We start from the raw sequence: 23,561 nt of genomic DNA on the forward strand, positions 1-23,561 counted from the left end.
CTTTGACTTTTAAATTAACCCTAAGCTAATAAAAAGTTAGTACCAACAACTAAAGAAACAAGGCCTGCAACAGTAAATATTCTTTTAATATTTTGTTGAGAATTTAATAAATTTTTATTTATATATAAAATAAATGCCCCAAAAGCTAAAAAGACAATCATAACACCCAAAGTAAAAGCTAAAACCATAGTAAAATCAACACTAGCACTTTCAACCAGTCCTAGAGTAACTAACATTCCTCTAACTCCGCCTATTCCCATAAGAGTTCCTATTGCAAAGGCTGAACTTACATCTTTATTTGTATGAGAATGTTCTTTGCCAAAATAAATATGAATATGCTCTTTACCATCGTGGATATGCTTACTTAGGTTTATTCTATTTGTAAATACTAACCATAATAAATAAATTCCCATTCCTAAAATCACAGAAGCAGAAATAACATCTCCATAAGCTAGTATCTCATCTGATATTTTATATGTTTCAAGTATTTTTGCAAAAATAAAAAGTGATATTCCATGGCCTACTGCAAACATACTTGTAATAAGTATTGTTTTTCTTTTATTTTTTCCTATTGAAAAATCTGCAATTGCAGTTAAATGATCAGCTCCAAAAGCATGTAAAATTCCATACCAAAAGATTAGAGATAAAGCTACATGTTCCATGTTTTTCCTTACGAGTAGTTCTTAGATTATTGTAGTATATTTTTATATTTATAAACTTATCATAATTTTATAAAACTCTTATGTATTTTTAGAACAAAAAATATACAAAAGATGCTAATATATGAAATGAAATGTCAAAACTGCAATAACACAAACTTTTATATTCTAGCAAATGATTATATAAAATGTAAAAAATGTGCAAAAAAATATTCCCTAAAAAAAATAGAAAAAGACAAGCAAGTAGCAATAAGTTTTTCTCAAAATAAAAATGCCCTTGAAACCTCTAAAGAACTACAATTAAATTATAAAACAGTAAAAGATAGATTTGATATTTATAGAAAAGAAATAGCTATATATTTAGAAAACCAATATAATAACTCAGTAAAAGACAATACAGAATATGAAGAGTTTTATTATATAAAAGAACGTGAAAAAAAGAAAAAGAAAAAATCTTTAAGCCAAGCCATAAATATAATGGGATTTTATTCAAATGAAAAGATATATACTATTCTTATGCCAAAAATTGGTAAAAGAGCTTTTGATATAGAAGATGGTTTTATAGAGTATTTAAATTGGCATAAAATCCACTCAAAAAATTCTTATCAATCAAAACTTAATGAATTTTGGAAATTTTTAGAAGAAAATCTAAAGAAATATAAAGGTGTAGAAGAAGAAAATTTTTTCTTTTATTTAAAAGAGTGCGAATTTAGATTTAACTATTCACAAAAAGAGCAATTAGAGATTATCGAAAATTTATACAAAATATAATTTCTGAATAATTTATTTTCACTATAATTCAAAAATGAGAAATATAAGTAAACTAACCATTTTAACAATGCTTTTATTAGCAATGACAACTAGTATGTCAAATGTCGCTATTGTAACAACTCTTCCACATCTTAAAGAATATTTTACAAATATAAACAATATAGAATTTTATTCAAGATTAATGCTCACGCTTCCTTCACTGGTAATTGCACTTTTAGCACCTATTTTAGGGCATTTTATTTTTAGCTTTGGAAAGAAGAGATCTGTACTTATTGCACTTTTCTTCTTTTCTTTTTTTGGAACTGCAGGGCTTTATCTAAATAGCATTGAATCACTTCTTGCATCACGAGCTTTATTTGGATTATGTGTAGCAACTTTGATGATAGTTTCTACTTCTTTAGTGGGAGATTATTTCAAAGAACATGATAGACACAAATTCATGGGATATCAAAGTGCTTTTATGGCAATTGGTGGAGTATTTTTTGTCGTTGGTGGTGGTTTTTTATCTGATATAAACTGGCGTTTCCCTTTTGGTATATATTTTATTGGTTTAGTATTATTGCCTTTTGTAATTCTATTTTTAAAAGAGAAAAAAATAGAAAGCACACAAGAAGAATTATCTATAGATATTGGAAAAAATATGCTTGTTGTATATTTTCTTGCATTTATTTATATGCTATTGTTTTTTATTTTACCAACGCAAATTCCTTTTTTATTAATAGAAAAATTTGAAGCTAGTGGGAAAATGGCTGGAACTGTAATTGCTACTGCATTTTTTTGCAATGCTTTAGGAGCTATTGCTTTTTCAAAATTGAAAAAATACTTAAATTTTATTGCTATTTATTTAATAGGTATTACGTTAATGGCCCTTGGATTTTCACTTGTAGGTGTTATAAATCATATCTATTTCTTTTTTATAACTAGCCCTATTCTAGGTTTTGCAGGTGGAATTATGATGACAAATGCAACAGCTTGGATGCTAAGTAAAACAAGTCATGAAAAAAGAGTAAAAAGTTCAGGATATTTTACTTCTGCTATATTTTTAGGGCAGTTTTTATCTCCTATAGTTTTTCATCCTTTTTTAGACTTTTTAGAAATCCAAGATTTCTTTTTGTATATCGGGTTAAGTTTATTTTTTGTTAGTTTTATAGCTTTTGTTTTTTTAAGATTCAAAACTAAAATTAAACAGAAATAAGAGCTTTATTGCTCTTATTTCTTTATACTAAGGTCTAATATAAGAGTAACCTTGCTCTTGAAGTTCCACGATTCTACCAACTCCTGCTTTAACTGTAGTTACACCTTTTGTTAAAATTGGATCAACACCTGTTTTTTCTTTTATATGAGCCATTGTATTTTCACAAGCACTAAATTTTACATCTTGCAATGAAAGATCTTTAACTCTAGTACTATGAAAAGATTGCTCTGTTAATATTCCTAATCCTGGACCAAAAGCAACTATTTCAATAGTTACATTATCCATACCATATAATTTTTGTAAATTTGAAGCATTATTTAATGCCAATAATTGAGTTCTTGTATCATCTGTACTAACTTGTATTACAACTTTATGTTCTGAAGCATTTAAATTACTACTTAAAAACAATAAAGAGATAAAAAGAAAAGCAATTTTAGTAAATAAATTTTTCATTCTTAATGGCTAATGTTAATTTAAAAATATACTAACACTTCTTCATAACATTAGAATAGCTTATTTTATTTATAATCAAACAGAAATAATACTTTCTCCACTTTTAACCCAAGAACTTAAAAGCTCACCTGTGTAATAAACTTGCATATCACAAGATTTAAGTTCATTTTCAACTCCTAAATCTTCAGCACATTTTTTACATGCAATTACTTCTACACCATCTGCTATCATTTGTTTAATTTTTTCTTGAACTTCTTTATCTTTTGCAACTAATCCTTGAGATGCTCCCCAAATAAGGATTTGAACATTTCCTATCCAACCTTTTAGTTTTGCATTATGAGCATATAAACATATCATATTCATAGCTGTTTCTTTATTATCACTTGTCCATAAAATTTTTGCTGTATTGTTCATATTTTCTTCCTTTTATTAATTTAATTATAATACTAATATAATTTTCCTATTTTTCCTGCAAGATTTCCACTTGAAAATGACCATTGAAGATTATATCCGCCACAAGGTCCATCTATGTTTACTACTTCTCCACAAAAGAAAAGTCCTGAAACTAAACTGCTTTGCATTGTTTTTGAATCTATTTGTTTTAACTCAACTCCACCTCTTGTAATCATGGCATTTTTAAAGCCTTCATGACCAATTACCGTAAGTGGTGTCCAAGCTAAAGTTTTGATTAGTTTTTCTCTTTTTATTCCATCAATATTTTTAAATCTTTGACTTGAATCCACATCACAAATATTACAAATCTCTTGTGCTACACTTGAAGCTAAAAGTGTATTTAGATTTTCTAAAACCGTATTTGTAGGATTTTTTTCAATCTCTTTTTTAATATGTGTATAAATTTGCTCTTCATTCATACCTTTTAAAAAACTAATTAAAAGTGGAACTTCATCATATTTTGCTAAAATGGGAGTTAGTTCCCTTGCAAAATCCAATACAACAGGACCACGAATTCCATTATTTGTGAAGATTAAATCTCCAGTTAGTTTTAGTTTTTTATATTTTGGAATATCTACTTTTAATATAGCCTTAGCAATAGTATCAGCTTTGCAACGAGCAAAATTCTTTTCTTTCGTAAAAAGTGGCATCATTGCAGGATGAAGGGAAGTAACTTCATGACCAAACTCTTTTGCAAAAATATAACCATCTCCCGTTGCTCCTAAAGTTGGATAACCTAATCCTCCCGTTGCTAGAATAATATTTCTTGAGTTATAAATAGTGTCTTTTGAGTTTATAATAAAAATATCATCTATTTTTTGAATAGTTTGAATATCAACAGAACATTGAACTTCTATATTTAATCTTGCAATTTCATCATCTAAAGATTTTAAAATAATACTTGAACTATGATCTGCTGGAAATACTCTAAATCCATCCCTAGCAATTGTTTCAACTCCTATACTTAGAAAAAAATCTCTTAAATCATCTGCTGTAAAAGCAGCTAAAGCATGGGTCATAAAACGTCCATTTTTACCAAATTTTCCCATAAAGTCTTCAGTACTTAGAGTATTTGTAAGATTACATTTTCCTCCACCTGTAGCTTTTAGTTTTGCAGCAATCTTAGGAAGTTTTTCAAGTAATAAAACATCGTTTTTTTCTTTTGCAGCACTTATACTTGCCATTATCCCAGCAGGTCCACCACCAATTACAATTACATCATAAATCTTATTCAAATTTTTCTCTTTTTATTTTTTTATGTATTATATATAAAGCTTTAGGTGGCTTTGATAAAATCCAATATAAATATTCAAAATATGTAGTAATTTTTTGATATAATTGACATTACTTTCAAAAATTATTGTAATACTAAGGTCTCAATCATGATTAATAAAATTATAAAAAATAAATTTTCTATTTTTTGGATAATTATTATTCTTATAATTTCTTTTAACTACTTAAGCTTTAATTATTTTATAAAAAGTTTTATAAACTTAGAAAAACAAGAAAATAATAAAGTTTTAAATTCATTAATGACATTTATTGATACAAAATTTAAAACAATAAAAATAACAGCAAATGATTATAGTTATTGGGATGATACATACGAATTTATAAAAGATCAAAATGAAAAGTATATATACGAAAATTTTCGGGATACGACCACTACTTTAGAAAATGTAAATTTAGATTTTATGATTTTTATGAATTTAGAAAATAAAAATATTCATACTCAATTATCAAAAAATATAAAAACTCTAAATAAAGATAATTTTACTAAATATATAGTAGATTCAATAACAGATGATGAAAATATCTCAATAGCCAAATATCAAAATAACTACTACTATATTGTAAAATCTCGAATACTAAAATCTGATTTAAGTGGTAAAACAAGAGGGTTTATTTATGTAGGTAAAAAAATATATTTAGAAAACTTTAATGATGAATTTAAAAATAGTATAAAATTTATTGATATAGTTTCCAATAAAACAAATAAAACTTTAAAAAGTATATTTTTAGATAAAGTAGAAGTTCATTTTGTATATAGTGAAGATATTTTATCTAATATTATTTCATTACAAAACAATAATAAAAACTTAGCAATGTTAAAATTAGATAATTATAGAGATATTTATAAACAGGGAAGAAAACAGATTATTTTATTTAATACAGCTGTTTCAATATTTGTATTAATTTTATTTTTTATCTTTTATTTTTACATTTATTATCACAAAAGATTAAATATTGAACTTGAAATTAGAGTTGAAGATGAAATAAAAAAACAAAAAGCTCAAGAAGAGATATTAATTCACCAATCAAGATCAGCAGAAATTGGTGAAATGATAAATAACATAGCTCATCAATGGAGACAACCTTTAAATAATTTGAGTTTAACAATACAAAATATTGGTTTTAAATATGAAAATGATGTTTTAACAAAAGAAGAGCTAAATGAAACCATTGATAAATCAAAAATGATAATAAACTCAATGTCAAATACAATAGATACTTTTAGAAACTTTTTTGAACCAACCAAAAATAAAAATCTATTTAAAGTTGAGCATAGTATTGAGAATACCTTAGAAATATTAAGTTCAACCCTTAGATTTTATAATATTGAAGTAGTAAAAGAGATTATTGATGATGTGGAAATATATGATTATGAAAATGAATTTTCTCAAGTATTATTAAATATTATTACAAATGCAAGGGATGCTTTAGTTTCAAATAAAATTGAAAAACCAATAATTAAAGTTAATGTTTCTAAGATTGAGAATAATGTAATAGTTAAAATTAAAGATAATGCAAATGGAATAAATGAAGAGATTATAGATAGAATATTTGAACCATATTTTACAACAAAAGGAAAAGGTAACGGAACTGGAATTGGGCTTTATATGTCAAAACTTATTATTGAAAAAAACATGAATGGAAAATTAACAGTAAAAAATGATAATGATGGTGCAGTTTTTATAATAACACTAAATATCACAAAACAAGAAATATAATTACAAAAGGATTTTAATGGCTGGAATATTAGGCTACTTATCAGTTTTAACAGATGATATAAGTTCACTTGCGGGAAAGACTATGGCAACAACTGCCAAATCACTGGCAACTTCACTTGATGATATAGGGCTTTTATTTGACGATATTGCTACATATACAAAATTAGCAAGTATTAAATCATCTGGACTTTTAGTAGATGACTTAGCTGCAATTGCAAATTTTACAAATGAAACAACTTCTGATATTTTGAAAAGAGAATTATCAAAAGCTAAATCTGTAGATGAATTAAAACAAAATATTGAGAAACTAGATGAAAAATCTCAACAAGAAATTTTTAAAGAGCTAGAAAATATTAGACAAATAGCTATTCTAGAAGCAAAAAGAAAAGCTGCTTTAAGAGAATTACCTATTGTTTATAAAATTGCAAAGGGAAGTTTTAAAAACAAATTTATCATTATTCCTATAGTTTTACTTCTTAGTTACCTTGCACCTTGGGCTATCTCTCCTATTTTGATTCTTGGGGGAATTTATCTAGCTTATGAAGGTGTTGAGAGTATTTTAGAAAAAATGGGGCATCATCATGAAGTTGAAGATGAAAAGGAAACAATAAAAGAGTTATCAAGTGAAAAACTTGAGGATGAAAAAGTAAAAAGTGCTATTAAAACAGATTTTATTTTATCTTTTGAAATTATTGTAATATCATTAAGTCTTATTGAAAATACAGAATTTATAACAAAACTTTCTGTTTTAACTCTAGTTGGAGTATTAACAACTGTTTTTGTATATGGAATAGTTGCTTTAATTATAAAACTTGATGATATTGGTTTTTATCTACAAGAGAAGAAAAGTGCAATTTCAAAAACTATTGGAAATGCTTTTGTAAACTCAATGCCATGGATTATAAAAGGTATTGGAATTTTAGGAACTATTGCTATGTTAGCAGTTGGTGGAGGAATCGTTGCCCATGAAACTCATATCTTACACTTTATGGATAGTGCAATAAAAGCTATACCATTAGGAGGTTTTTTAAGTGAGATTATACTTGGAGGAATAGTAGGATTTTTAACTGTAAAAATTCTTCCTATTTTTACACCTATTTTTAATAAGTTCAAAAAAAACTAAACTGCAAAAACAGTTTAGTTTAATCTCTAAATAATTTTAGAAATCTACTATTAAAGAAGTTAAAAGTTTTTTATCTGCTTTCTCTTTAGTAGTTTGATTTACATAATCAATTCTATAACTAACACCCAAAGACAGGTTATCAGTCATTTTAACACCCAATGATGTATCACTTGCCATAAAATATTTATCATTATCTTCAAGAGAAACTAAATAATTAAACATTTGTTTAAACTTTAAATTTTCATTGATTTTATATCTATAGTTTATTTCAGCTCTTGAAGCTACATATTCATCTTTTATACCACTTGAGTATTGATCTAGGGCATAATCCAAACCACCTTGTAAATCAACAGTTTGTTCTTTTGTATCTAATAATTTATACCCAAGTCCTGGTCCTGTATTTAATCTATAATCATAATCTGAAAATTGATCTTTTAAATAATTTACTCCATAATAAGCGTAAATTTTTTCATCTAACATATAATTATAATCTAATTCAATATCATATTTATTTGCAGAACTTTCCTTGTTATTTTCACTATAAAGGATATTTCCTTTTGCTTTGAAACTACTTCTATCACTTAAAGCAGTTGTTGCTTCTAGTTTTGTTGAAAATGTACTTGTATTTGAATTTCCACTTGTTTTTACATAAGATAACTCTAAATGTTTATCAACATCTAAAGCATAAGATGTAGATGCAAAAATTGCTAAAATACAAATTTTGCTAACAATAATTTTACTCACTATTCTTTCCTTAATTGCTGTCTTTTATTTGCTTTTGAAACTTCTTTTTGTGCAAAATCATAAGTCTCTGGTATTATTTTTTTTAAAAATGCAGGGAAACTTCTTCCTTCTACACTCATAACATCTTGTAAAATAGCATTAGCTATTAACTCTTTATCATAAGAATTACTAAGATATTCATACAAAAATTGCGCAATTCTATCAAGAGAAATCTTATAAGTAGATTCACTTCTTTTATAAAGCCATTTTGAGAAATCATAAAAATTCTCATACACTTTTCCATCGCTAAAAAGTAAAGCTGTAGTTTTTTGAAAATTACCACTATTGTAAATAATATCCCAAAATCTTGCAAACCGTTTCATATCTTGCATCAAATCAAAACTGATTAAATCATTTTTTAAAATATCATAAGGAGGAGCGTCATTATAAACCATTCCATAAATTTTGTCATGTCTATCAAGGGTAGTTCCTGATAACTTTTTCAAAATTCCCACTTGTATTTCACCCGTTGAAAGTGTATAAAGTTGATTTAAATTTCTTCCAAAACTTTCAATACTTTCACTTGGAAGTCCAATAATTAAATCTATATGCATATGAGCATGTGTTTCTTGAGATAAAAACTTTAAATTATCTTTTATTTTGTCTAGTTTTAAATTTCTTCTAATCTCTTTTGCCACATCTAAATTTAAAGTTTGAATACCAACTTCAAGTTGTAAACACCCTGCTTTAAACTGCTTTATTAAATCCCTTAATTCTTCAGGAAAATTATCAGGGATAACTTCAAAATGTAAGAAATAGTCTTCTTGCTTTGCTAAAAAGTAGTTCAAAATAGCTTTTGCATAAGAAATTTTAATATTAAAGGTTCTATCTATAAACTTAAAACTTCTAGCGCCTCTTTGCCACAGTTTTTCGATCTCATCTAAGAAAATATTTATATCTAAATATCTCATTTTTGTTTCTATTGAAGATAAGCAAAACTCACACTCAAAAGGACAACCACGTGCATTTTCAACATAAATATGTCTATTTTTTATATCAAAGTCTGTGTAATCATCATATGGTAAAGCAATTGCTTCAAAATCAACTTTTGGCGAATGAATAGTTCTTGCTTGAGTACAGTTTCCATCTAATAATTCTCTGCAAAGATTATAAAAAGAGACTTCACCTTCACCACAAATTATATAATCAGCCATATCAAAATTTACTCTAAGAGGTGTATAACTAACTTCAGGGCCACCTAAAACAACAATAGTTTGGGGTGATACTTTTTTTATTATTCGTACAAGTTCACCTATATCAAAAGCATTCCAAATATATACAGCTATTCCTATGATTTTTGGTTTTTTAGAAAGTATTTGTTCTGCAATAGTTTGAACTGAAGAGTTTATTACAAACTCTAAAATTTCTGCCTCGTTTTTTAATTCTTTTAAATTTGCTAATAAATATCTCAATCCTAATGAACTATGAGAATATCTAGAGTTTAATGTAGTAAGTATTATGTTTTTCATGCGCGATTTTAACACAATAAAGTAGTGTTTTAGATAATTTGTTTTTTCTAAAAGAAATAGGTTTTTAACATATCTGCCAAAATATATAACATTAGTAAAGTAAAAATAATTTTGTTTGTATTCATAAATTTATTTTATATTAACTTTTCATAAACCAAACTTTTATATACTCACGTTTTATTTAAAGGATTATTATGAAAAATGATACATTTTCAAGATTTAGATTGATTTCATTTGTAGAAGGAATATCTTATTTACTATTAGTATTTATTGCAATGCCATTAAAATATATGTTTGATTACCCTCTTGCTGTAAAAATTGTAGGCATGGGTCATGGAGTTTTATTTATACTATTTTTTGTAGCTTTACTTATGGCTATGAATAAATATAAGTGGAAGTTTTTAGGATTTCAATTATTTGTTTATTCTTTAATACCATTTGGTTTTATTTTAATTGAAAAGATTATTATGAAAAACCCTGCGAAAAAATTAAAATAATATGTTTTTTTCTAAAGGTTTTTTAGGCACAGATGCCCCTTTGTATATGGATATAGCAACTATTTATTTTGCTATTTTACCATTTTTACTTGCATTTAGTATATTTTATGCGGTGAAAAAACAGTATAAAAAACATTTTATTTCTCAGTTTATAATTTTATCTACCACTTTATATATAGTAGTTTTATTCGAAATTGGTCTTAGAATTTCAGGTGGATTTATGGAGTATTCAAAATATAGTAATATATCTTTTGATTTTATGCTAGTTTTTTTAATAATTCATATATTTATAGCAATTGCAGCAATTGCAGGATGGATATTTTTATTTATTTCATCTTATAAACAATATAAAAGAAATGAATTAGATGGAGCAAAACATAAAAAAATAGGAAAAGCTATTTTTGCAGCACTAACCATAACATCAATTATGGGAATTTTTATGTACTTATTTTTATTCGTTTTTTAAAATATTTAATATTTTCTCAAAACTTGACTTTTTACAATTTTTATTATTTCTAATTTTGTTATGATGTAAATATTACATAAAACAAAATTTAGGAATAAAATGAAATCATTTTTACAAGTTATCATTGTAGCTTTTATTTTTATATCATTTTTACTATCTCTTCCAAATCTTACAAAAGAGAGAAATTTCAAAACATATAAAGACGAACAATTAAGAGCTACCGCACAATCAAAGGGACTAAAGCCAATTCCAAATACCTATGAAGAGTTATTAAAAATAGTAAATGATAAAAACAATCCTTTAAGCCATGAAAAAATAACTTTAGGAAAAGAATTGTTTTTTGATACAAAACTATCTTTAGATGATACTATTAGCTGTTCAACTTGTCATATGATTAGTAAAAACCCAAATGAAAAGAAAGTAATACTAAATGCCATAACTTCAAAAAAACAACCAAATGACATGAAAAATGCAAATAATTGTGTTATTTGTCATCTAAGTGATGAAAGTGGAACTGATAGATTATCAACTGCGATTGGGTATAAGGGGGCTACAAATCCTCATCATCTAAATACTATGACTATTTTAAACTCTTCATTGGCAAAAGTTCTTACATGGGATGGAGAAGTAAAAAGTATAGAAAAACAAATATCTAATTCTATTCAATCAAGCTATAAAATGAATATAAAAGAAGATGAACTTATAAAAAAATTATCAAAAGATGAAAAATATATAAATCATTTTAATGAGGTTTTCAAAGAAGAAAATAGTTTAACTTTTATAAATATTCAAAAAGCAATTGCAACTTATGTAAGAACTTTACTTACAAGAAGTTCTTTTGATGAATTCTTGGAAGGAGATAATAATGCTATTTCAGCAACAGCCAAAAGAGGTTTAGTAAACTTTATGAACTTTGGTTGTGCTGGTTGCCATACAGGTATGAGTGTTGGGGGTCAAAGCGTTCAAAGATTTCCATTAAGACAATTTGCAGGAATCCATGATTTAAGACCAAACTTGGGTTCTCCTCCTGATTTTGAAATCATTGATGATACCTTTCCTTTTGAAAATAAAGGTGGATATAAAGGTAGAGCTGATACTCACTTCTTTAGAGTTCCAATTTTAAGAAATGTTACTAAGACTTCACCATATTTTCATAATGGCTCTGTAGATAAGATAAGAGAAGCAGTTGAAATAATGGGTAGGCATCAAGTTGGATTAAATTTATCAAACCAACAAATAGATGAAATTGTTGAATTTCTAAAAACCTTAGAAGGAAATGTTGTAGATTATACAAAAGATATAAAGGTTAACAAATGATGCTATTTAATATAAAAACATTAATTCTTCTAATATTCGTAAGTGGTATTTTACAAATGGATATATTAAATATTTCATGGGAAAACTTAAAAATAATCTCTGTTATACATGTTTTTGCTTCTATATTCTTATGTATATTTTATATTATCCCTTTTGTAAATAAACACGCTTATAAATATATTGTTATAAAAAGAGTAAATAGTATTATTGGATGGGTTTTAGGTTTTATTCTTTTACTTATAGTATTAAGTGGATTTTATCTATTTTTTATTGGAAACACAGGAGGAAATATGATTGGAATTTATAGTTTTAATATCCATTTATATGGCTCTTTTGTATTACTATTTTTTCTTTTTTATCATACAAAAAATCCTAAGAAAAAAGTATCATCTATTGCTTTATTTTTAGCATTTTCATTTACAGGTATGATACCTGCATATAGTTTTGATACAAAATCAGAAAACAACTTACTAAATCTAAAAACACAAAAAGATGTAATTTATCATAATCAAGATTGGACAAACTCAACAAAATGTAAATCATGCCATAATGAAATATTTAATCAATGGGCAAATTCAAATCATAAAAATCTAGTAGAATCAAATCCTTATTATATGGTTATGGAATCAATTGCAGGTGAGGTTGAAGGAAATGATTTTAAAAAATGGTGTATGGGATGCCACAATCCAAGTGCACTAACAACTGGACTTACTAGAACAAGTCACGCTATGGATGATAACTTTTTAGCAAATACACTATTTGAACAAAATGCAAAAACTTTAGTTAAGACCTATGAAAAACATGGAAATACAAGACTTGAAGAGGGAGTTTCATGTTTAACTTGTCACAGAATCACAGATGCTAGTTCTGAGGGAAATGCATCATATACACTAAATATTACCGATAGAAAGAAATATCCTTTTGAAGATGATGAATCAACTTTAGGGGAATTTTTAGGGCATAAATTTATAAATGCAAAACCAAATGTTCATAAAGAGAGTTATATGAAACCTCTTTATAAAGAATCTAAATATTGTGCTTCTTGTCATGATGAAACATCCCCTACAACAAATAAACAAATAGTATCAACTTTTAAAGAGTGGGAAGCCTCACCATATAATAATAAAGAAGATAAAACAAAAAACAAATCTTGCATAGATTGTCATATGACTTATTTAAAAGATGATAAGTTTGATCCATTAAATGGAGTCTCTACAGATGGCGGAGTAGTAAAAAAAGATGTAAAAGTTCACTATTTTGCAGGTTCGAATCATTTTCTAGCTGGATTAAAAGACAAGGAAAATGAAGATCAAATACTTCAACTATTAAGAACTTCTGCAAAACTTGATGTAGATATAAAAAACAATCAAATACATGTGGGTGTAGAAAATGTAGGAGCGGGGCACCACTTGCCAACAGGAGTTGCAGATTTTAGAGAATTATGGCTTGATATTACAATATATGATGCAAATAAAAAAATAGTATTTTCAAGTGGGAAGCTTGATAGTAACGGTGATTTACAAGCTGATGCAAGACCTTTTATGAAAGTTTTTGGGGATAAAGATGGAAATCCAGTTGGATTATTGTTTTGGAAATATGAGAAACTTTTAAGTGATACTAGAATTCCTGCAAAAACAAGAAGAGTTGAAAGCTATGATTTAAAGGAAAATTTAACTTATCCTTTAAAAGCTATTGTGAAATTAAACTTTAGAATCTATCCTCAATGGGTAACATCAATAGTTCAAAAAGCTTTTCCAGAGCTTCCAAATCCTCCAGTTGTAGAATTAGAAAGAATTGAGCATATTTTTAAAAAATAGCTTATTCTTTCATCCATTTTTTTATTTCGATACTTAAGAGTTCTGGAACTTCAAGTGGAATATTATGACTTGTTCCTTCCCTTGAAATTATCTTCATATTATGTTTATTATTAAGTAATTTATCTAATGCAATTTGATTTAAAAGCCTATCATTAACACTATAATAAAAACAAATTGGAAAATCTTGAATAATTAAATCTTCAAATAAATCTTTTCTATAAAATGTACTTGTAAGTTGTGAAATAAAAGTCTCTTTTCCTAAATCCATAAACATATCTTGAATAATTTTGATTAATTCAGAATCATTTTGATTTTGCTCTTCTACTAAAGAGACTGCTTTTTCATAAGATAGGCCTACAAATCCCTCTTTTTCTATTATTGCAAATTTCTCTTTTCTTCTTTCTATTTCAGCCTCATTTGAAGCCCCAGGAGTTGCTGCTACCATAAAAAGTCTATTTACTCTATTTGGATATGTTATTGCAAAATAAGAAGCTATATACCCTCCTAGTGAGAACCCTAAAAGATTAACTCTTTCTTCTTTGAAAAGATTAAATAAAATATCTATAATCTCATCAAAATCCTCTGTATGTGGAATTGGTACATGAACTAGTTCATACTCATTTTGTAAAAAGGGTTTAATTCTACTCCATAATCTTTCATCAGTCATAAGTCCTGGAATTAAATATATCTTTTCTTTTGCATTCTCTTCAATCATTGATATATAACTCCATTATGTTTTAACCAACCATCTTTATGTTTTTTTCTTGGGTCATGATGTGTCCAGTGAACTACTCCACCTTTATTATTCCACTCATACTCACCATAAAACTCTATTGCATCCCCTGCTTTTAAATCAGCCACTCTAGGGGCTAAATCAATATTATGAGCAATTAAAATAGTTAGATTTGAAGGAAGTTTTACTAAAAATCTTTGATGTTGACTTCCTTTTGTATCATCTTTTAAAACCTTGATAACTTTCCCGACACCTAAAACCTGAACATCACTTTGTTTACTATGATAAGCTTTATCTATTTGTTTATTATTGGCATAAGCGGTATTTGAAATAAGACAAATAGTTGTTAATAGTATAAATAATAGTTTTTTCATTTTCATCCTAGATTTTATAACTTATAAAAAGTGTATTAATTGAAAATTTATTAAAGGCCCTTTGCTATTAATGCACCTAAAAATGGCATTATAAACACTAATAAAAGTTGCATTCTAAATAACATAATGATTATTTTTGGCATTTTAACTGTATCACCTAAAGATTTTTTATTTCTAAGAAAAAATCTAGTTGGATAAATAGAAAGTAAATATACTAAAACAAACATTGATAGTTTTAAATGAAACACCCAATTTGTTGAATAAAAACTAGCATCTTTACCAACCCAAAGCCAAAGGCTTAATCCACCAATAAAAGTAAGAATAAGACTGATTATATAAATAATATCTAAAAATGCAATTTTCTTAAACTGTTCTTTACTTACTTCTGTTGATATTATCAAATGTTGAGCAACTAATGTCGCACTTAAACTCATGATTCCAATAAAATGTAAATATCTAAAAAATACTTCTGTCATAATTTTTCCTATAATTTGTTTTTTGAAGTGCAATGATATATTTAATTTACTTATTTTTTTATAATTTACTAAATATTAGTATTTATAGATTATAAAATAACATCAATAACCAAGTAAGAGATGCCCACATGATTATAGTTAGTGGAATTCCAACTTTTAAGAAATCATTAAATGTATAACCACCAGCTGTCATAACAAGTAAATTTGTTTTATAAGCCATTGGTGTTGCATAACTCATGTTTGCACCAAACAATACAGCTAATACAAAAGGCTCAGCAGGTAAATTTAACTGTTGAGCAATTCCTATTGCTATTGGAGTTCCTATTACTGCTGCTGCGTTATTTGATACTATATTTGTCATTATTGCCATTAATAACATCAAACCACTTAACATAAATATTGTACTACTTCCTTGCATTGCTGATACAAATAGATGTGCCAAATAAGATGCTGCTCCTGTTTTAAGAAGGGCTTGCCCTAAAGCTAAAGATGCAACTACAATTAAAACAACTTGAGTATTTAAAGCATTTGAAGCATCTTTCCAATTTATACAGTTTGTTAAAAACATCAAAAAAACTCCAAGTGTTGCACTAATAGCAATTGGTAGTATTCCCAAAGCAGCAACAGCAACAATTCCAAACATAATAAAAAATGCAATTGGAGCTTGTTTTGAGTGGGCTAAATCAGCGGTTGAGTCTAAAACTAGTAACTCTCTACTTTTTTTAAGTTCAGTTATATGTTCACTTTTCCCTTGAATCAAAATAACATCACCTACTTTTAGATTTATATCACCCATATCTTTCATAATTGTTTCAGTTTTTTTACCACTTCTGTGAAGAGCAAGAGCTACCAAATTATGTCTTTGTAAAAATCTAGTTTGAGAAAGTGTTGTATTATTTAATCTTGAACCTTGGGAAATTATAACCTCAGCTATTTGCTGTTCTTCTGCCATTAAAGGATGTTCATCGTCAACAGCTCCCAAACTCGTGTATAAAACTGCTCCTAGTACTGTCTCATAAGTTTTTAGATTCTCAGGAGTATCTTCGACTACTAGCATATCTTCAGCTTTTATAATAGTTTTAGAATTTGGTAAAACATACATATCTGTACTATTTCTATGAATTCTTAAAACCTTCATCATTCCATCTGTTTTTGCTATTAAATCATCCAAAGGCTGATCTTGCGAAATTGAGTCTTCGGGAATCATCAGTTTCGCTGTAAATATTCTTGGACTTGTATCAGAAAATGGTGCTTTTCTTTCATTCATAAAATAAGGAACAACTAACCATAAATAAAGCATAGCAAATGCACCTGCTATTACCACAGGTAAAAAGAAATCAAACATACCAAAACTTTTTAATCCCATATCTACTGCAACTGAAACAACCAATAGATTTGTAGAAGTTCCAATTGTTGTACTCATTCCACCAATAAGTGTTGCAAAGCCCATAGGCATTAAAACCTTTGAAGCTGATGTTTTAGTTCTTATTGAAACAGCCGTTAAAATAGGAAGTAACAATATTACAATAGGAACATTATTTACAAATGCACTTAAAGTTGCACCTACAACCAAAGTAAGTAAAAGTGATAGTTTTGGATAAGAGCCCCAAAGCTTAGATAATACCCTTCCAACAGGTTCTAAAGCCCCTGTTCGAACTAATCCTTGCCCTGCAATCATTAATGCACAAACAGCAATTAAAGCCTCATGACCAAAACCAGAAAAGAAATCAATTGCATGAATTGTAGTATTTTCATAGGTATATGGGAAAACTGTGAAACCCACAGTAAGTGCTACTAAGATAAAAAGACTTGAAGTTTCCAAAGGAACTTTTTCCCTTGTAAAAAGAAAAAGTGCAAAAACAGTTAAAAGCATTACAGCTAGAGAATGACTATTAATAGACGTAACAAGTTCCATAAAATACCTTTTACATAAATATATAGACTATTCTACAATGCTTAGGCAAAAATTAAACTGATTTTTTATTTATTAAAATGTTGATAATCTTTTATATTTTTCCAATCACCACCCCATTTCCATCCATACTTTTTAAATATCTGCACAGCTTTACTTGATGATGTTAATACAGCTTTATTTTCAATAGAGTCATTATTTTCTACTCTTGTTAGATATTTAATAGAATCTTTGTGTGAAGTTGTACCATCTTTATAAACATAAGGGTTTTCTAAAGGATTTATGTCTATGGCTTTTCCATAGGAATGTTTTGAGTACTTATTACTTCCCTCAGCTTTTCGGCAGTTAAAAGCTGATGTATTATCATCTTCTATTGATTCAAAATCATCGCCATTGTATTTCTCTATTGGAAAGATTTTTCTTATTGGATAGTTTATAGCAAGTAACTCTTCAAATATTTGTGATACTTCAAGTGAAATATCTTTGTGAACCACTATATCTCCAAAATGTTCCTTATCATCAAATCCTAGATATTTTACATTTACAATTCGTAAATCATCTAAAGAAACGGGACACTCTTTTTGATAAGCGATTCCTTCCATTTGTTTTGCATAGTTTTCATCTATTAATCTAATATTTGAAGCATTTAAATAACTTGTTAAAATAAATACTAAAAATAAAAGAATTTTCATTATGGTCTATAAACTTTGATATTAGTATAATTTTCAGCATCTCTTAAAAACTGTGCATGAAGTTGGCTTAGAATTCCTTTTTCACAATAAAACAGATACTCTTTATCTTGAGGAAGTTTTTTAAACTCGCTTTTTAATTTATAAAATGGGATTTTTAAAGTTTCAACAGAAGTTTCAATACAATCATCACTTTGTCTAATATCAATAACAGTATAATCACCACTTGATAAATCACTAATTACTTCCATTTGACCAATTTCGCTTATGTTTTGATCCATTTCATCTACATTTATAAAAGCTGAGTTTTTAACTGCTTCATCTAAAATCGTATAATCAAACCTTCTAGCTTCACTTGCTGTTCTTTCATAGTTTCCATGAGTAACTGGGTTTTTTGAAATAACACCACAATACTCAGGCATAGATTCAGCGAATCTTGTTGTTCCAATTTTATTTGCAATATCAATGATATCTGGTTTACTCATCATAGAAAGTGGTCTTAATACAAGTTTATTTGTAGCTTGGTCAATAAGTGCTAAGTTTCTTAATGTTTGACTTGAAACTTGAGCTACACTTTCCCCTGTAACTAACGCATCAATACTCATAGTATCTGCTACTTTTTCAGAAGCCATTAACATAAGTCTTTTTAACATAACACCCATATATGGTTCACTTACACTTTTAAAAATTTCTGTTACAACATCATCAAAAGGAATAGAAATAAACTGAACTCTATGAGAGCTACCAAATTTATTCCATAAATAATAAGCCACTTGTTTTACACCAATTTCATGTGCAATTCCACCAAGATTAAAGAAAATAAAGTGAGTTTTAATTCCTCTTTTCATAGTTAAATAAGATGCCACAGTTGAATCAAATCCACCTGACATAAGAGATAAAATACTTCCTTGTGAACCTATTGGAAATCCACCCATTCCCATATGTTTGTGAGTGATAACATTTAATTGAGCAAATTCTAATTCTAAATTTATAGTATATTCAGCACCCTTTAAAGCAACACCTTTTGTATCATTCATAGCAAGCATATATCCACCAACAGTTTGTTCAACTTGTGTTGATTTAAACTCTTGAGTTCCCATTCTTTTACATCTAACTACAAATGTTTTACCTTGAATTTCATGTGCCATTGTTTCGTTTACAACAACTTTAATATCATCTAATGTATTCATATTATCAAATTGTACAGCTTCAAGTATTTGTTGAATTCCAGGAGTGTCTAAAAGTCTCATTCTAACTTCAGCAACCACTTCTATAGGACATACAACTTCTACTTTATCAAAAAATTTTCTCACTTTTATGTCTTTTGAAATCTTTGATAAAATATTTACGAGGTTATTATAAACCTGCGATATCATCTGTCTTTTTGCAGTTGTACCTTTTATCATAATCTCAGTGAAATACTTTATTATAAATTTCTGTGTTTTGATTTGCGTTTCATTCATTCTAGGAAAACCTTGTTTATTTTATTATTCGCGATTATAACATAAGAGTGCTTTTGATACTAATTTTTATGGCATTTCTAGGCTCTTTTATTTTTTTCACAAAAAGTTTTCTCTATAATACACCTTCAATTTTTACCAAAGGCCTAATTTATGCAAGAGAACCAATACGAAAAAATAAGAGTACTATTTTTTAAACTAATAGAAGAAACAAAAGAACTATCTGATAATGAATTTGAAAATATAGTAAATCAAGTTTTCAAAGAGAACGAATCTTTTACACCTGAAATGAAAGAAAGATTGGTTATTGATATTGCAAAAATGAGAAGCAAAATTTTAAACTAAAAGTAGAACAATCATGACAAACGAAGAATTAATAGATTTAGCAAATGAATTAAAATCTGATGAAACAACAAATCCAATAGGTGTTTTTGAAGAGTTTGCAAAAGAAAACAACATAAGCCAAGAAGAGTTAGAACAATTATTATCAAAAAAATATGACTGTTTTAAATGTGAATCATGTCATACTTTCTACTGTTATGATGAATATTCATTTTTTGATGAAAAATGTATCTACTGCTGTGATACAGATTCTGAAGAGGAAGAATATTAAAATTCTTAGATAAGCCAAAATTTAGGCTTATCTTTAAATCTATTCTTTTACTATTTGAAAAATTTTTAAAACTTTTTTATATTTATTTTCACTATTACATTGAATCAATAACATATCGTTCTCTTCTAAAAGAGTAGAACCTGTTGGTTTTATATAGTCATTATCTCTTTTTATAAGAAGAATTAGAAAATCTGCTGGTAAGTCAAGTTCAACAATACTTAAACCTATAACTCTAGATTTTTCTTCAATATAAAACTGCTTTAATGTATGATAAAAAAGTGGTGATGCAATAACACTTTCACCTTTAAAATCTTTACTTTTTGATTCAACTTTTAGCCATTTTGCCATTAAAGGAAGTGTTGTTCCTTGAATTAAAATTGAAAATAAGACGATAAAAAACACTATATTAAAAATCAAATTTGATTTCTCAAATCCTTGTAAATATGGATATGTTGCCAAAATTATAGGAACCGCTCCCCTTAATCCAACCCAAGAAATAAATGCTTTTTCTTTAAAAGAAAAAGAGCTAAATATAGTACTAATAAAAACTCCAGCAGGTCGTGCTACAAACATTAACCAAAAAGCAATAGCTAAACCTGATAGGGCAACATCAGGAAGTTGTGATGGAAAAACCAAAAGTCCAAGGGCTAGGAAAACTGCAATTTGCATAATCCATGATAATCCATCATGAAAACCAATTAAATTCTTTTTATGCACAAACTCTCTTGTATTTGCAACTATTCCTGCCATATAAACAGCTAAAAATCCATTTCCACCTAATAAAGCAGCAGATGAGAATAAAAGTAAAACCCATCCTATTGTAAATACAGGATAAAGACCATAAAAAGTTAGATGTATTCTATTTAAAATTATTGGTAATAAATATCCAAATAGATACCCTAAAAGCCCACCTATCAGAAACTGTAAAAAGAATTTAAAAATCCACTCTGTGGCATTTGTACTTTCAGGCAACATTATAATTTGTAAAATAGCAACCGTTAGGAAGATTGCCATTGGGTCATTACTACCTGATTCTAACTCCAACAAAGGTGAAAGTTTCTTTTTTAAAGAAATTCCCTTTGCTCTTAATATTGCAAAAACAGCAGCAGCATCAGTAGAAGAGATAATTGCACCCAATAACAATGACTCTAAAAAAGTAAAATCAAGTAGATAATAAACACATAAGGCTACAAAAAATGCAGTTAATAGTACTCCAACCGTTGCTAGGATTAAACCATTTTTTAAAATAGGTTTAATAGATTTCCAAACCGTATCTAATCCTCCTGCAAAAAGGATAAAAATAAGTGCTAATGTTCCAATATTTTGAGCTAACTCCACATTATCAAACTCTATACCTAAAATACCATCAGAACCAGCAAGCATTCCTAGTCCTAAAAATATAAATAAAGATGGTATTCCAAATTTGTTAGATAACTTACTTGCTACTACACTTAGAAGCATTAAAAAAGCTGTAATTAATAAATAAAATTCAATTGATGACATAAGGGTCCTGATATTATTTTGTGTTCTAAAAAAATTATTATAGTTTAGAATAATTAATAAAAAGTTTTAAAATATAAAAATTCTAATTTTACAATCTAAATAATAAGAATAATTATAATATAATCCCGGAAAATTTACTTGAGAACACAGAGGATACAATGATTAAATTAATAAAAAAAGAAAACGAGATAGACATCAGCTTGCCTTTTTTTGCTCAAGAAAAATATTTAGAAACAAAAAGTCCTAATTATGGTTGGTTTGTTTCTGAAAATTTCATACTTCCTTTTGTTTTATTTACTACATATATATTTAAAAGAATAGTTTTTACAACTGAACTAATAAATAAACATAATTCATCAATAGAAGAAGAAATAGCTTTTTTAAATAATATGCAAGATTATATTAAAAAAAACAATATCTGTGACTTTATACATAAACCTCAACCTAGTGCTATTTTTAGAGCTTATCCAAAAAACGCAAATGCATTTAGATGGGGAACTTTTCAACTTCCAATAGATAGTGATTTTGATAATATGCTTGTAAAAGTATCAAGTTCTCAAAGAAAATATGTTAGACATGCAATTAGAGACAATGTAACAATAACAAAAACAGATGATTATGAAGAAGTATATAACTTATGTAATGAAACCTTATCTAGACAAAAAATTCAATTACTTATAGATAAAGAAGAATTTACTCATCAATATAAAAATTTACATCCTCAAAATATGATTATGTTCAAAGCTACTTATGAAAATGAAGTACAAGGTGTAATAGTAATATTTTTTGATGATAATACTGCATTTGCTGAATACGCAGGAAGTATCCCAAGACCTAAAAATGGTTCTTTGAAACTTTTGCATTTATATGCGATGCAGTATCTTGCTCAAAATCATAATTTAACAAATTTCGATTTTCTAGGTGCTGTACCTGATATTATCGAAGATGCAAAAGAATCTGGTATTCAAAAGTTTAAAAAAGAATTTGGGGCAGAGATAAAAGAAGGTTATCAATTTACTGTAATTTTTAAGCCAATTAAATATTTTCTTTTTAATTTCACTCTAAAAATGCATCTTTTATCAAAAGGTGTAAAATATGTTGATCCAGTTGAAAGGGATAGAAGATTATCTAAATCTAGATTGAAAGTTTGATTTTTTTATAAGTATTTAATCTAACCTCTTGTTAAAGGTTAGATTAAAATTACTATATATTAATTTAAAAGTGTTGGAAAATCTTTATGATTTATGATTTCACCAATTAATTGTTTTATTGTTGGACTGAAAGATGTTCCCATATTATTACAAGCTGTTGTTGCTAAATATGATGATGGATAATCTCTTTTTGTATTAACTGTAATTGATTTTCCAGTTGTTGACGTTACAGTTACATTTATTTCCCAATATGCATTTCCAAGCATTGAACTTCCATAAACTTTATTTACATTTCCACTGATTTTTAAATCAGAATTTTTATCATAAACTCCAGCCATTTTTAACTCAGATAACAAAGCCTCTTTTATATATTCTGAAAATGGCTCACCTTTTGGAGTAGATATTGTTTCTGCTAATCTACACATTACACTACTTTCTCCAACATTTGTAGCTGTGAAGTTTCCAACATCTAATTTTAACTCTTTATAATCTCTTAATGTTGACACATTATCTGCTGATACATTATATTCAGATGTTTTTATACCACAACCTGTAAAAAGTAATGTTGCTAATGCCACACTTGATACTACTAGTAATTTTGTTTTCATAAATTATTTTCCTTTGTTAATAAAATTA

At 27.2% G+C, this 23,561-nt stretch carries 25 protein-coding genes; 11 read left to right on the forward strand and 14 right to left on the reverse strand.

Going from position 1 to position 23,561, the window contains the following annotated elements; translation table 11 throughout:
* Positions 1-20: 20 nt before the first annotated feature.
* The gene (locus AACT_RS09400; protein WP_172126559.1) at positions 21-662 is read right to left on the reverse strand and encodes a hypothetical protein; all 642 of its coding nucleotides are present in this window, start codon (positions 660-662) and stop codon (positions 21-23) included.
* A gap of 111 nt (positions 663-773) precedes the next feature.
* Here AACT_RS09400 and AACT_RS09405 point away from each other — a divergent pair, with 111 nt between their 5' ends.
* Both AACT_RS09405 and AACT_RS09410 read left to right on the forward strand, forming a co-directional pair.
* A complete protein-coding gene (locus AACT_RS09405; protein WP_228720469.1) occupies positions 774-1,430 on the forward strand; it encodes a hypothetical protein in 657 nt (218 codons plus the stop codon).
* A gap of 34 nt (positions 1,431-1,464) precedes the next feature.
* A complete protein-coding gene (locus AACT_RS09410) occupies positions 1,465-2,625 on the forward strand; it encodes an MFS transporter (protein ID WP_172126561.1) in 1,161 nt (386 codons plus the stop codon).
* 27 nt (positions 2,626-2,652) lie between these two features.
* Here the strand turns inward: AACT_RS09410 and AACT_RS09415 are convergent, their stop codons facing one another.
* The 3 genes from AACT_RS09415 to AACT_RS09425 form a co-directional block, all read right to left on the reverse strand.
* Positions 2,653-3,078 (reverse strand): DsrE family protein, encoded by a 426-nt coding sequence (locus AACT_RS09415; RefSeq protein ID WP_172126562.1) that lies wholly within the window; start codon positions 3,076-3,078, stop codon positions 2,653-2,655.
* Positions 3,079-3,153: 75 nt separating this feature from the next.
* Entirely contained in the window at positions 3,154-3,492 is a 339-nt protein-coding gene (locus tag AACT_RS09420; protein WP_172126563.1) for a DsrE family protein, read from the reverse strand.
* A 32-nt stretch (positions 3,493-3,524) separates the two neighbouring features.
* A complete protein-coding gene (locus AACT_RS09425) occupies positions 3,525-4,766 on the reverse strand; it encodes a BaiN/RdsA family NAD(P)/FAD-dependent oxidoreductase (RefSeq protein ID WP_172126564.1) in 1,242 nt (413 codons plus the stop codon).
* A 147-nt stretch (positions 4,767-4,913) separates the two neighbouring features.
* Between AACT_RS09425 and AACT_RS09430 the strand changes: the two genes are divergently transcribed.
* Both AACT_RS09430 and AACT_RS09435 read left to right on the forward strand, forming a co-directional pair.
* Complete coding sequence (locus AACT_RS09430; RefSeq protein ID WP_172126565.1) at positions 4,914-6,542, forward strand: sensor histidine kinase; 1,629 nt, start codon at positions 4,914-4,916, stop codon at positions 6,540-6,542.
* 16 nt (positions 6,543-6,558) lie between these two features.
* Positions 6,559-7,665 (forward strand): DUF808 family protein, encoded by a 1,107-nt coding sequence (locus AACT_RS09435; RefSeq protein WP_172126566.1) that lies wholly within the window; start codon positions 6,559-6,561, stop codon positions 7,663-7,665.
* 36 nt (positions 7,666-7,701) lie between these two features.
* Here AACT_RS09435 and AACT_RS09440 read toward each other — a convergent pair whose 3' ends face one another.
* Positions 7,702-8,409 carry a DUF481 domain-containing protein gene (locus tag AACT_RS09440; RefSeq protein ID WP_172126567.1) on the reverse strand — a complete coding sequence of 236 codons (708 nt, stop codon included), beginning with the start codon at positions 8,407-8,409 and terminating at the stop codon, positions 7,702-7,704.
* Positions 8,409-9,917, reverse strand: coding sequence for a B12-binding domain-containing radical SAM protein (locus tag AACT_RS09445; protein WP_172126568.1), 1,509 nt, complete (start codon positions 9,915-9,917; stop codon positions 8,409-8,411). Before AACT_RS09445 ends, AACT_RS09440 begins: the two co-directional genes overlap by 1 nt.
* Before the next feature lie 194 nt (positions 9,918-10,111).
* Between AACT_RS09445 and AACT_RS09450 the strand changes: the two genes are divergently transcribed.
* The 4 genes from AACT_RS09450 to AACT_RS09465 all read left to right on the forward strand — a co-directional run bounded on the left by AACT_RS09450 (position 10,112) and on the right by AACT_RS09465 (position 14,014).
* Positions 10,112-10,414: a DUF3817 domain-containing protein gene (locus AACT_RS09450; protein WP_172126569.1), complete on the forward strand. Its 303-nt coding sequence runs from the start codon at positions 10,112-10,114 to the stop codon at positions 10,412-10,414.
* 1 nt (position 10,415) lies between these two features.
* Positions 10,416-10,880 carry a DUF420 domain-containing protein gene (locus AACT_RS09455; RefSeq protein WP_172126570.1) on the forward strand — a complete coding sequence of 155 codons (465 nt, stop codon included), beginning with the start codon at positions 10,416-10,418 and terminating at the stop codon, positions 10,878-10,880.
* Between the two features lie 99 nt (positions 10,881-10,979).
* Positions 10,980-12,197 carry a cytochrome-c peroxidase gene (locus tag AACT_RS09460; RefSeq protein ID WP_172126571.1) on the forward strand — a complete coding sequence of 406 codons (1,218 nt, stop codon included), beginning with the start codon at positions 10,980-10,982 and terminating at the stop codon, positions 12,195-12,197.
* Positions 12,194-14,014, forward strand: a complete 1,821-nt coding sequence (locus AACT_RS09465; protein WP_228720470.1) for a multiheme c-type cytochrome — start codon at positions 12,194-12,196, stop codon at positions 14,012-14,014. The genes AACT_RS09460 and AACT_RS09465 overlap by 4 nt, the downstream gene beginning before the upstream one ends.
* A 1-nt stretch (position 14,015) precedes the next feature.
* Here the strand turns inward: AACT_RS09465 and AACT_RS09470 are convergent, their stop codons facing one another.
* From AACT_RS09470 to thiI, 6 genes are all read right to left on the reverse strand, one after another.
* Complete coding sequence (locus tag AACT_RS09470; RefSeq protein ID WP_172126572.1) at positions 14,016-14,729, reverse strand: alpha/beta fold hydrolase; 714 nt, start codon at positions 14,727-14,729, stop codon at positions 14,016-14,018.
* The gene (locus tag AACT_RS09475) at positions 14,726-15,121 is read right to left on the reverse strand and encodes a DUF3465 domain-containing protein (protein ID WP_172126573.1); all 396 of its coding nucleotides are present in this window, start codon (positions 15,119-15,121) and stop codon (positions 14,726-14,728) included. The genes AACT_RS09470 and AACT_RS09475 overlap by 4 nt, the downstream gene beginning before the upstream one ends.
* Before the next feature lie 50 nt (positions 15,122-15,171).
* Positions 15,172-15,597 carry a DUF2214 family protein gene (locus tag AACT_RS09480; RefSeq protein ID WP_172126574.1) on the reverse strand — a complete coding sequence of 142 codons (426 nt, stop codon included), beginning with the start codon at positions 15,595-15,597 and terminating at the stop codon, positions 15,172-15,174.
* A gap of 82 nt (positions 15,598-15,679) precedes the next feature.
* The gene (locus AACT_RS09485; protein ID WP_172126575.1) at positions 15,680-17,512 is read right to left on the reverse strand and encodes an SLC13 family permease; all 1,833 of its coding nucleotides are present in this window, start codon (positions 17,510-17,512) and stop codon (positions 15,680-15,682) included.
* Positions 17,513-17,577: 65 nt separating this feature from the next.
* Positions 17,578-18,201, reverse strand: a complete 624-nt coding sequence (locus tag AACT_RS09490) for a M15 family metallopeptidase (RefSeq protein ID WP_228720471.1) — start codon at positions 18,199-18,201, stop codon at positions 17,578-17,580.
* Positions 18,201-19,661, reverse strand: a complete 1,461-nt coding sequence (gene thiI / locus AACT_RS09495; RefSeq protein WP_172126576.1) for a tRNA uracil 4-sulfurtransferase ThiI — start codon at positions 19,659-19,661, stop codon at positions 18,201-18,203. The genes AACT_RS09490 and thiI overlap by 1 nt, the downstream gene beginning before the upstream one ends.
* 150 nt (positions 19,662-19,811) lie before the next feature.
* Here thiI and AACT_RS09500 point away from each other — a divergent pair, with 150 nt between their 5' ends.
* Both AACT_RS09500 and AACT_RS09505 read left to right on the forward strand, forming a co-directional pair.
* Positions 19,812-20,003, forward strand: a complete 192-nt coding sequence (locus AACT_RS09500) for a hypothetical protein (protein WP_172126577.1) — start codon at positions 19,812-19,814, stop codon at positions 20,001-20,003.
* Between the two features lie 13 nt (positions 20,004-20,016).
* Entirely contained in the window at positions 20,017-20,271 is a 255-nt protein-coding gene (locus AACT_RS09505; protein WP_172126578.1) for a hypothetical protein, read from the forward strand.
* Positions 20,272-20,310: 39 nt separating this feature from the next.
* Here the strand turns inward: AACT_RS09505 and AACT_RS09510 are convergent, their stop codons facing one another.
* Positions 20,311-21,774 carry a potassium/proton antiporter gene (locus tag AACT_RS09510; protein WP_172126579.1) on the reverse strand — a complete coding sequence of 488 codons (1,464 nt, stop codon included), beginning with the start codon at positions 21,772-21,774 and terminating at the stop codon, positions 20,311-20,313.
* Between the two features lie 158 nt (positions 21,775-21,932).
* Between AACT_RS09510 and AACT_RS09515 the strand changes: the two genes are divergently transcribed.
* Complete coding sequence (locus AACT_RS09515) at positions 21,933-22,925, forward strand: peptidoglycan bridge formation glycyltransferase FemA/FemB family protein (protein ID WP_172126580.1); 993 nt, start codon at positions 21,933-21,935, stop codon at positions 22,923-22,925.
* Positions 22,926-22,984: 59 nt separating this feature from the next.
* Here the strand turns inward: AACT_RS09515 and AACT_RS09520 are convergent, their stop codons facing one another.
* On the reverse strand, positions 22,985-23,533 hold the full coding sequence (locus tag AACT_RS09520) for a hypothetical protein (RefSeq protein WP_172126581.1): 549 nt from the start codon (positions 23,531-23,533) through the stop codon (positions 22,985-22,987).
* Between the last annotated feature and the right edge of the window lie 28 nt (positions 23,534-23,561).

The sequence above is a fragment of the Arcobacter acticola genome (assembly GCF_013177675.1).
In the GTDB taxonomy this organism is placed as follows: Bacteria; Campylobacterota; Campylobacteria; order Campylobacterales; family Arcobacteraceae; genus Aliarcobacter; species Aliarcobacter acticola.

Bases quoted from the DNA above. Each gene is read 5' to 3' on its own strand.
- thiI (WP_172126576.1), bottom strand. From the start codon at position 19,661: ATGAATGAAACGCAAATCAAAACACAGAAATTTATAATAAAGTATTTC.
- AACT_RS09500 (WP_172126577.1), top strand. From the start codon at position 19,812: ATGCAAGAGAACCAATACGAAAAAATAAGAGTACTATTTTTTAAACTA.
- AACT_RS09415 (WP_172126562.1), bottom strand. From the start codon at position 3,078: ATGAAAAATTTATTTACTAAAATTGCTTTTCTTTTTATCTCTTTATTG.
- AACT_RS09420 (WP_172126563.1), bottom strand. From the start codon at position 3,492: ATGAACAATACAGCAAAAATTTTATGGACAAGTGATAATAAAGAAACA.
- AACT_RS09410 (WP_172126561.1), top strand. From the start codon at position 1,465: ATGAGAAATATAAGTAAACTAACCATTTTAACAATGCTTTTATTAGCA.
- AACT_RS09515 (WP_172126580.1), top strand. From the start codon at position 21,933: ATGATTAAATTAATAAAAAAAGAAAACGAGATAGACATCAGCTTGCCT.
- AACT_RS09490 (WP_228720471.1), bottom strand. From the start codon at position 18,201: ATGAAAATTCTTTTATTTTTAGTATTTATTTTAACAAGTTATTTAAAT.
- AACT_RS09435 (WP_172126566.1), top strand. From the start codon at position 6,559: ATGGCTGGAATATTAGGCTACTTATCAGTTTTAACAGATGATATAAGT.
- AACT_RS09450 (WP_172126569.1), top strand. From the start codon at position 10,112: ATGAAAAATGATACATTTTCAAGATTTAGATTGATTTCATTTGTAGAA.
- AACT_RS09465 (WP_228720470.1), top strand. From the start codon at position 12,194: ATGATGCTATTTAATATAAAAACATTAATTCTTCTAATATTCGTAAGT.
- AACT_RS09405 (WP_228720469.1), top strand. From the start codon at position 774: ATGCTAATATATGAAATGAAATGTCAAAACTGCAATAACACAAACTTT.
- AACT_RS09505 (WP_172126578.1), top strand. From the start codon at position 20,017: ATGACAAACGAAGAATTAATAGATTTAGCAAATGAATTAAAATCTGAT.
- AACT_RS09460 (WP_172126571.1), top strand. From the start codon at position 10,980: ATGAAATCATTTTTACAAGTTATCATTGTAGCTTTTATTTTTATATCA.
- AACT_RS09445 (WP_172126568.1), bottom strand. From the start codon at position 9,917: ATGAAAAACATAATACTTACTACATTAAACTCTAGATATTCTCATAGT.
- AACT_RS09485 (WP_172126575.1), bottom strand. From the start codon at position 17,512: ATGGAACTTGTTACGTCTATTAATAGTCATTCTCTAGCTGTAATGCTT.
- AACT_RS09520 (WP_172126581.1), bottom strand. From the start codon at position 23,533: ATGAAAACAAAATTACTAGTAGTATCAAGTGTGGCATTAGCAACATTA.
- AACT_RS09470 (WP_172126572.1), bottom strand. From the start codon at position 14,729: ATGATTGAAGAGAATGCAAAAGAAAAGATATATTTAATTCCAGGACTT.
- AACT_RS09510 (WP_172126579.1), bottom strand. From the start codon at position 21,774: ATGTCATCAATTGAATTTTATTTATTAATTACAGCTTTTTTAATGCTT.
- AACT_RS09455 (WP_172126570.1), top strand. From the start codon at position 10,416: ATGTTTTTTTCTAAAGGTTTTTTAGGCACAGATGCCCCTTTGTATATG.
- AACT_RS09430 (WP_172126565.1), top strand. From the start codon at position 4,914: ATGATTAATAAAATTATAAAAAATAAATTTTCTATTTTTTGGATAATT.
- AACT_RS09400 (WP_172126559.1), bottom strand. From the start codon at position 662: ATGGAACATGTAGCTTTATCTCTAATCTTTTGGTATGGAATTTTACAT.
- AACT_RS09475 (WP_172126573.1), bottom strand. From the start codon at position 15,121: ATGAAAAAACTATTATTTATACTATTAACAACTATTTGTCTTATTTCA.
- AACT_RS09480 (WP_172126574.1), bottom strand. From the start codon at position 15,597: ATGACAGAAGTATTTTTTAGATATTTACATTTTATTGGAATCATGAGT.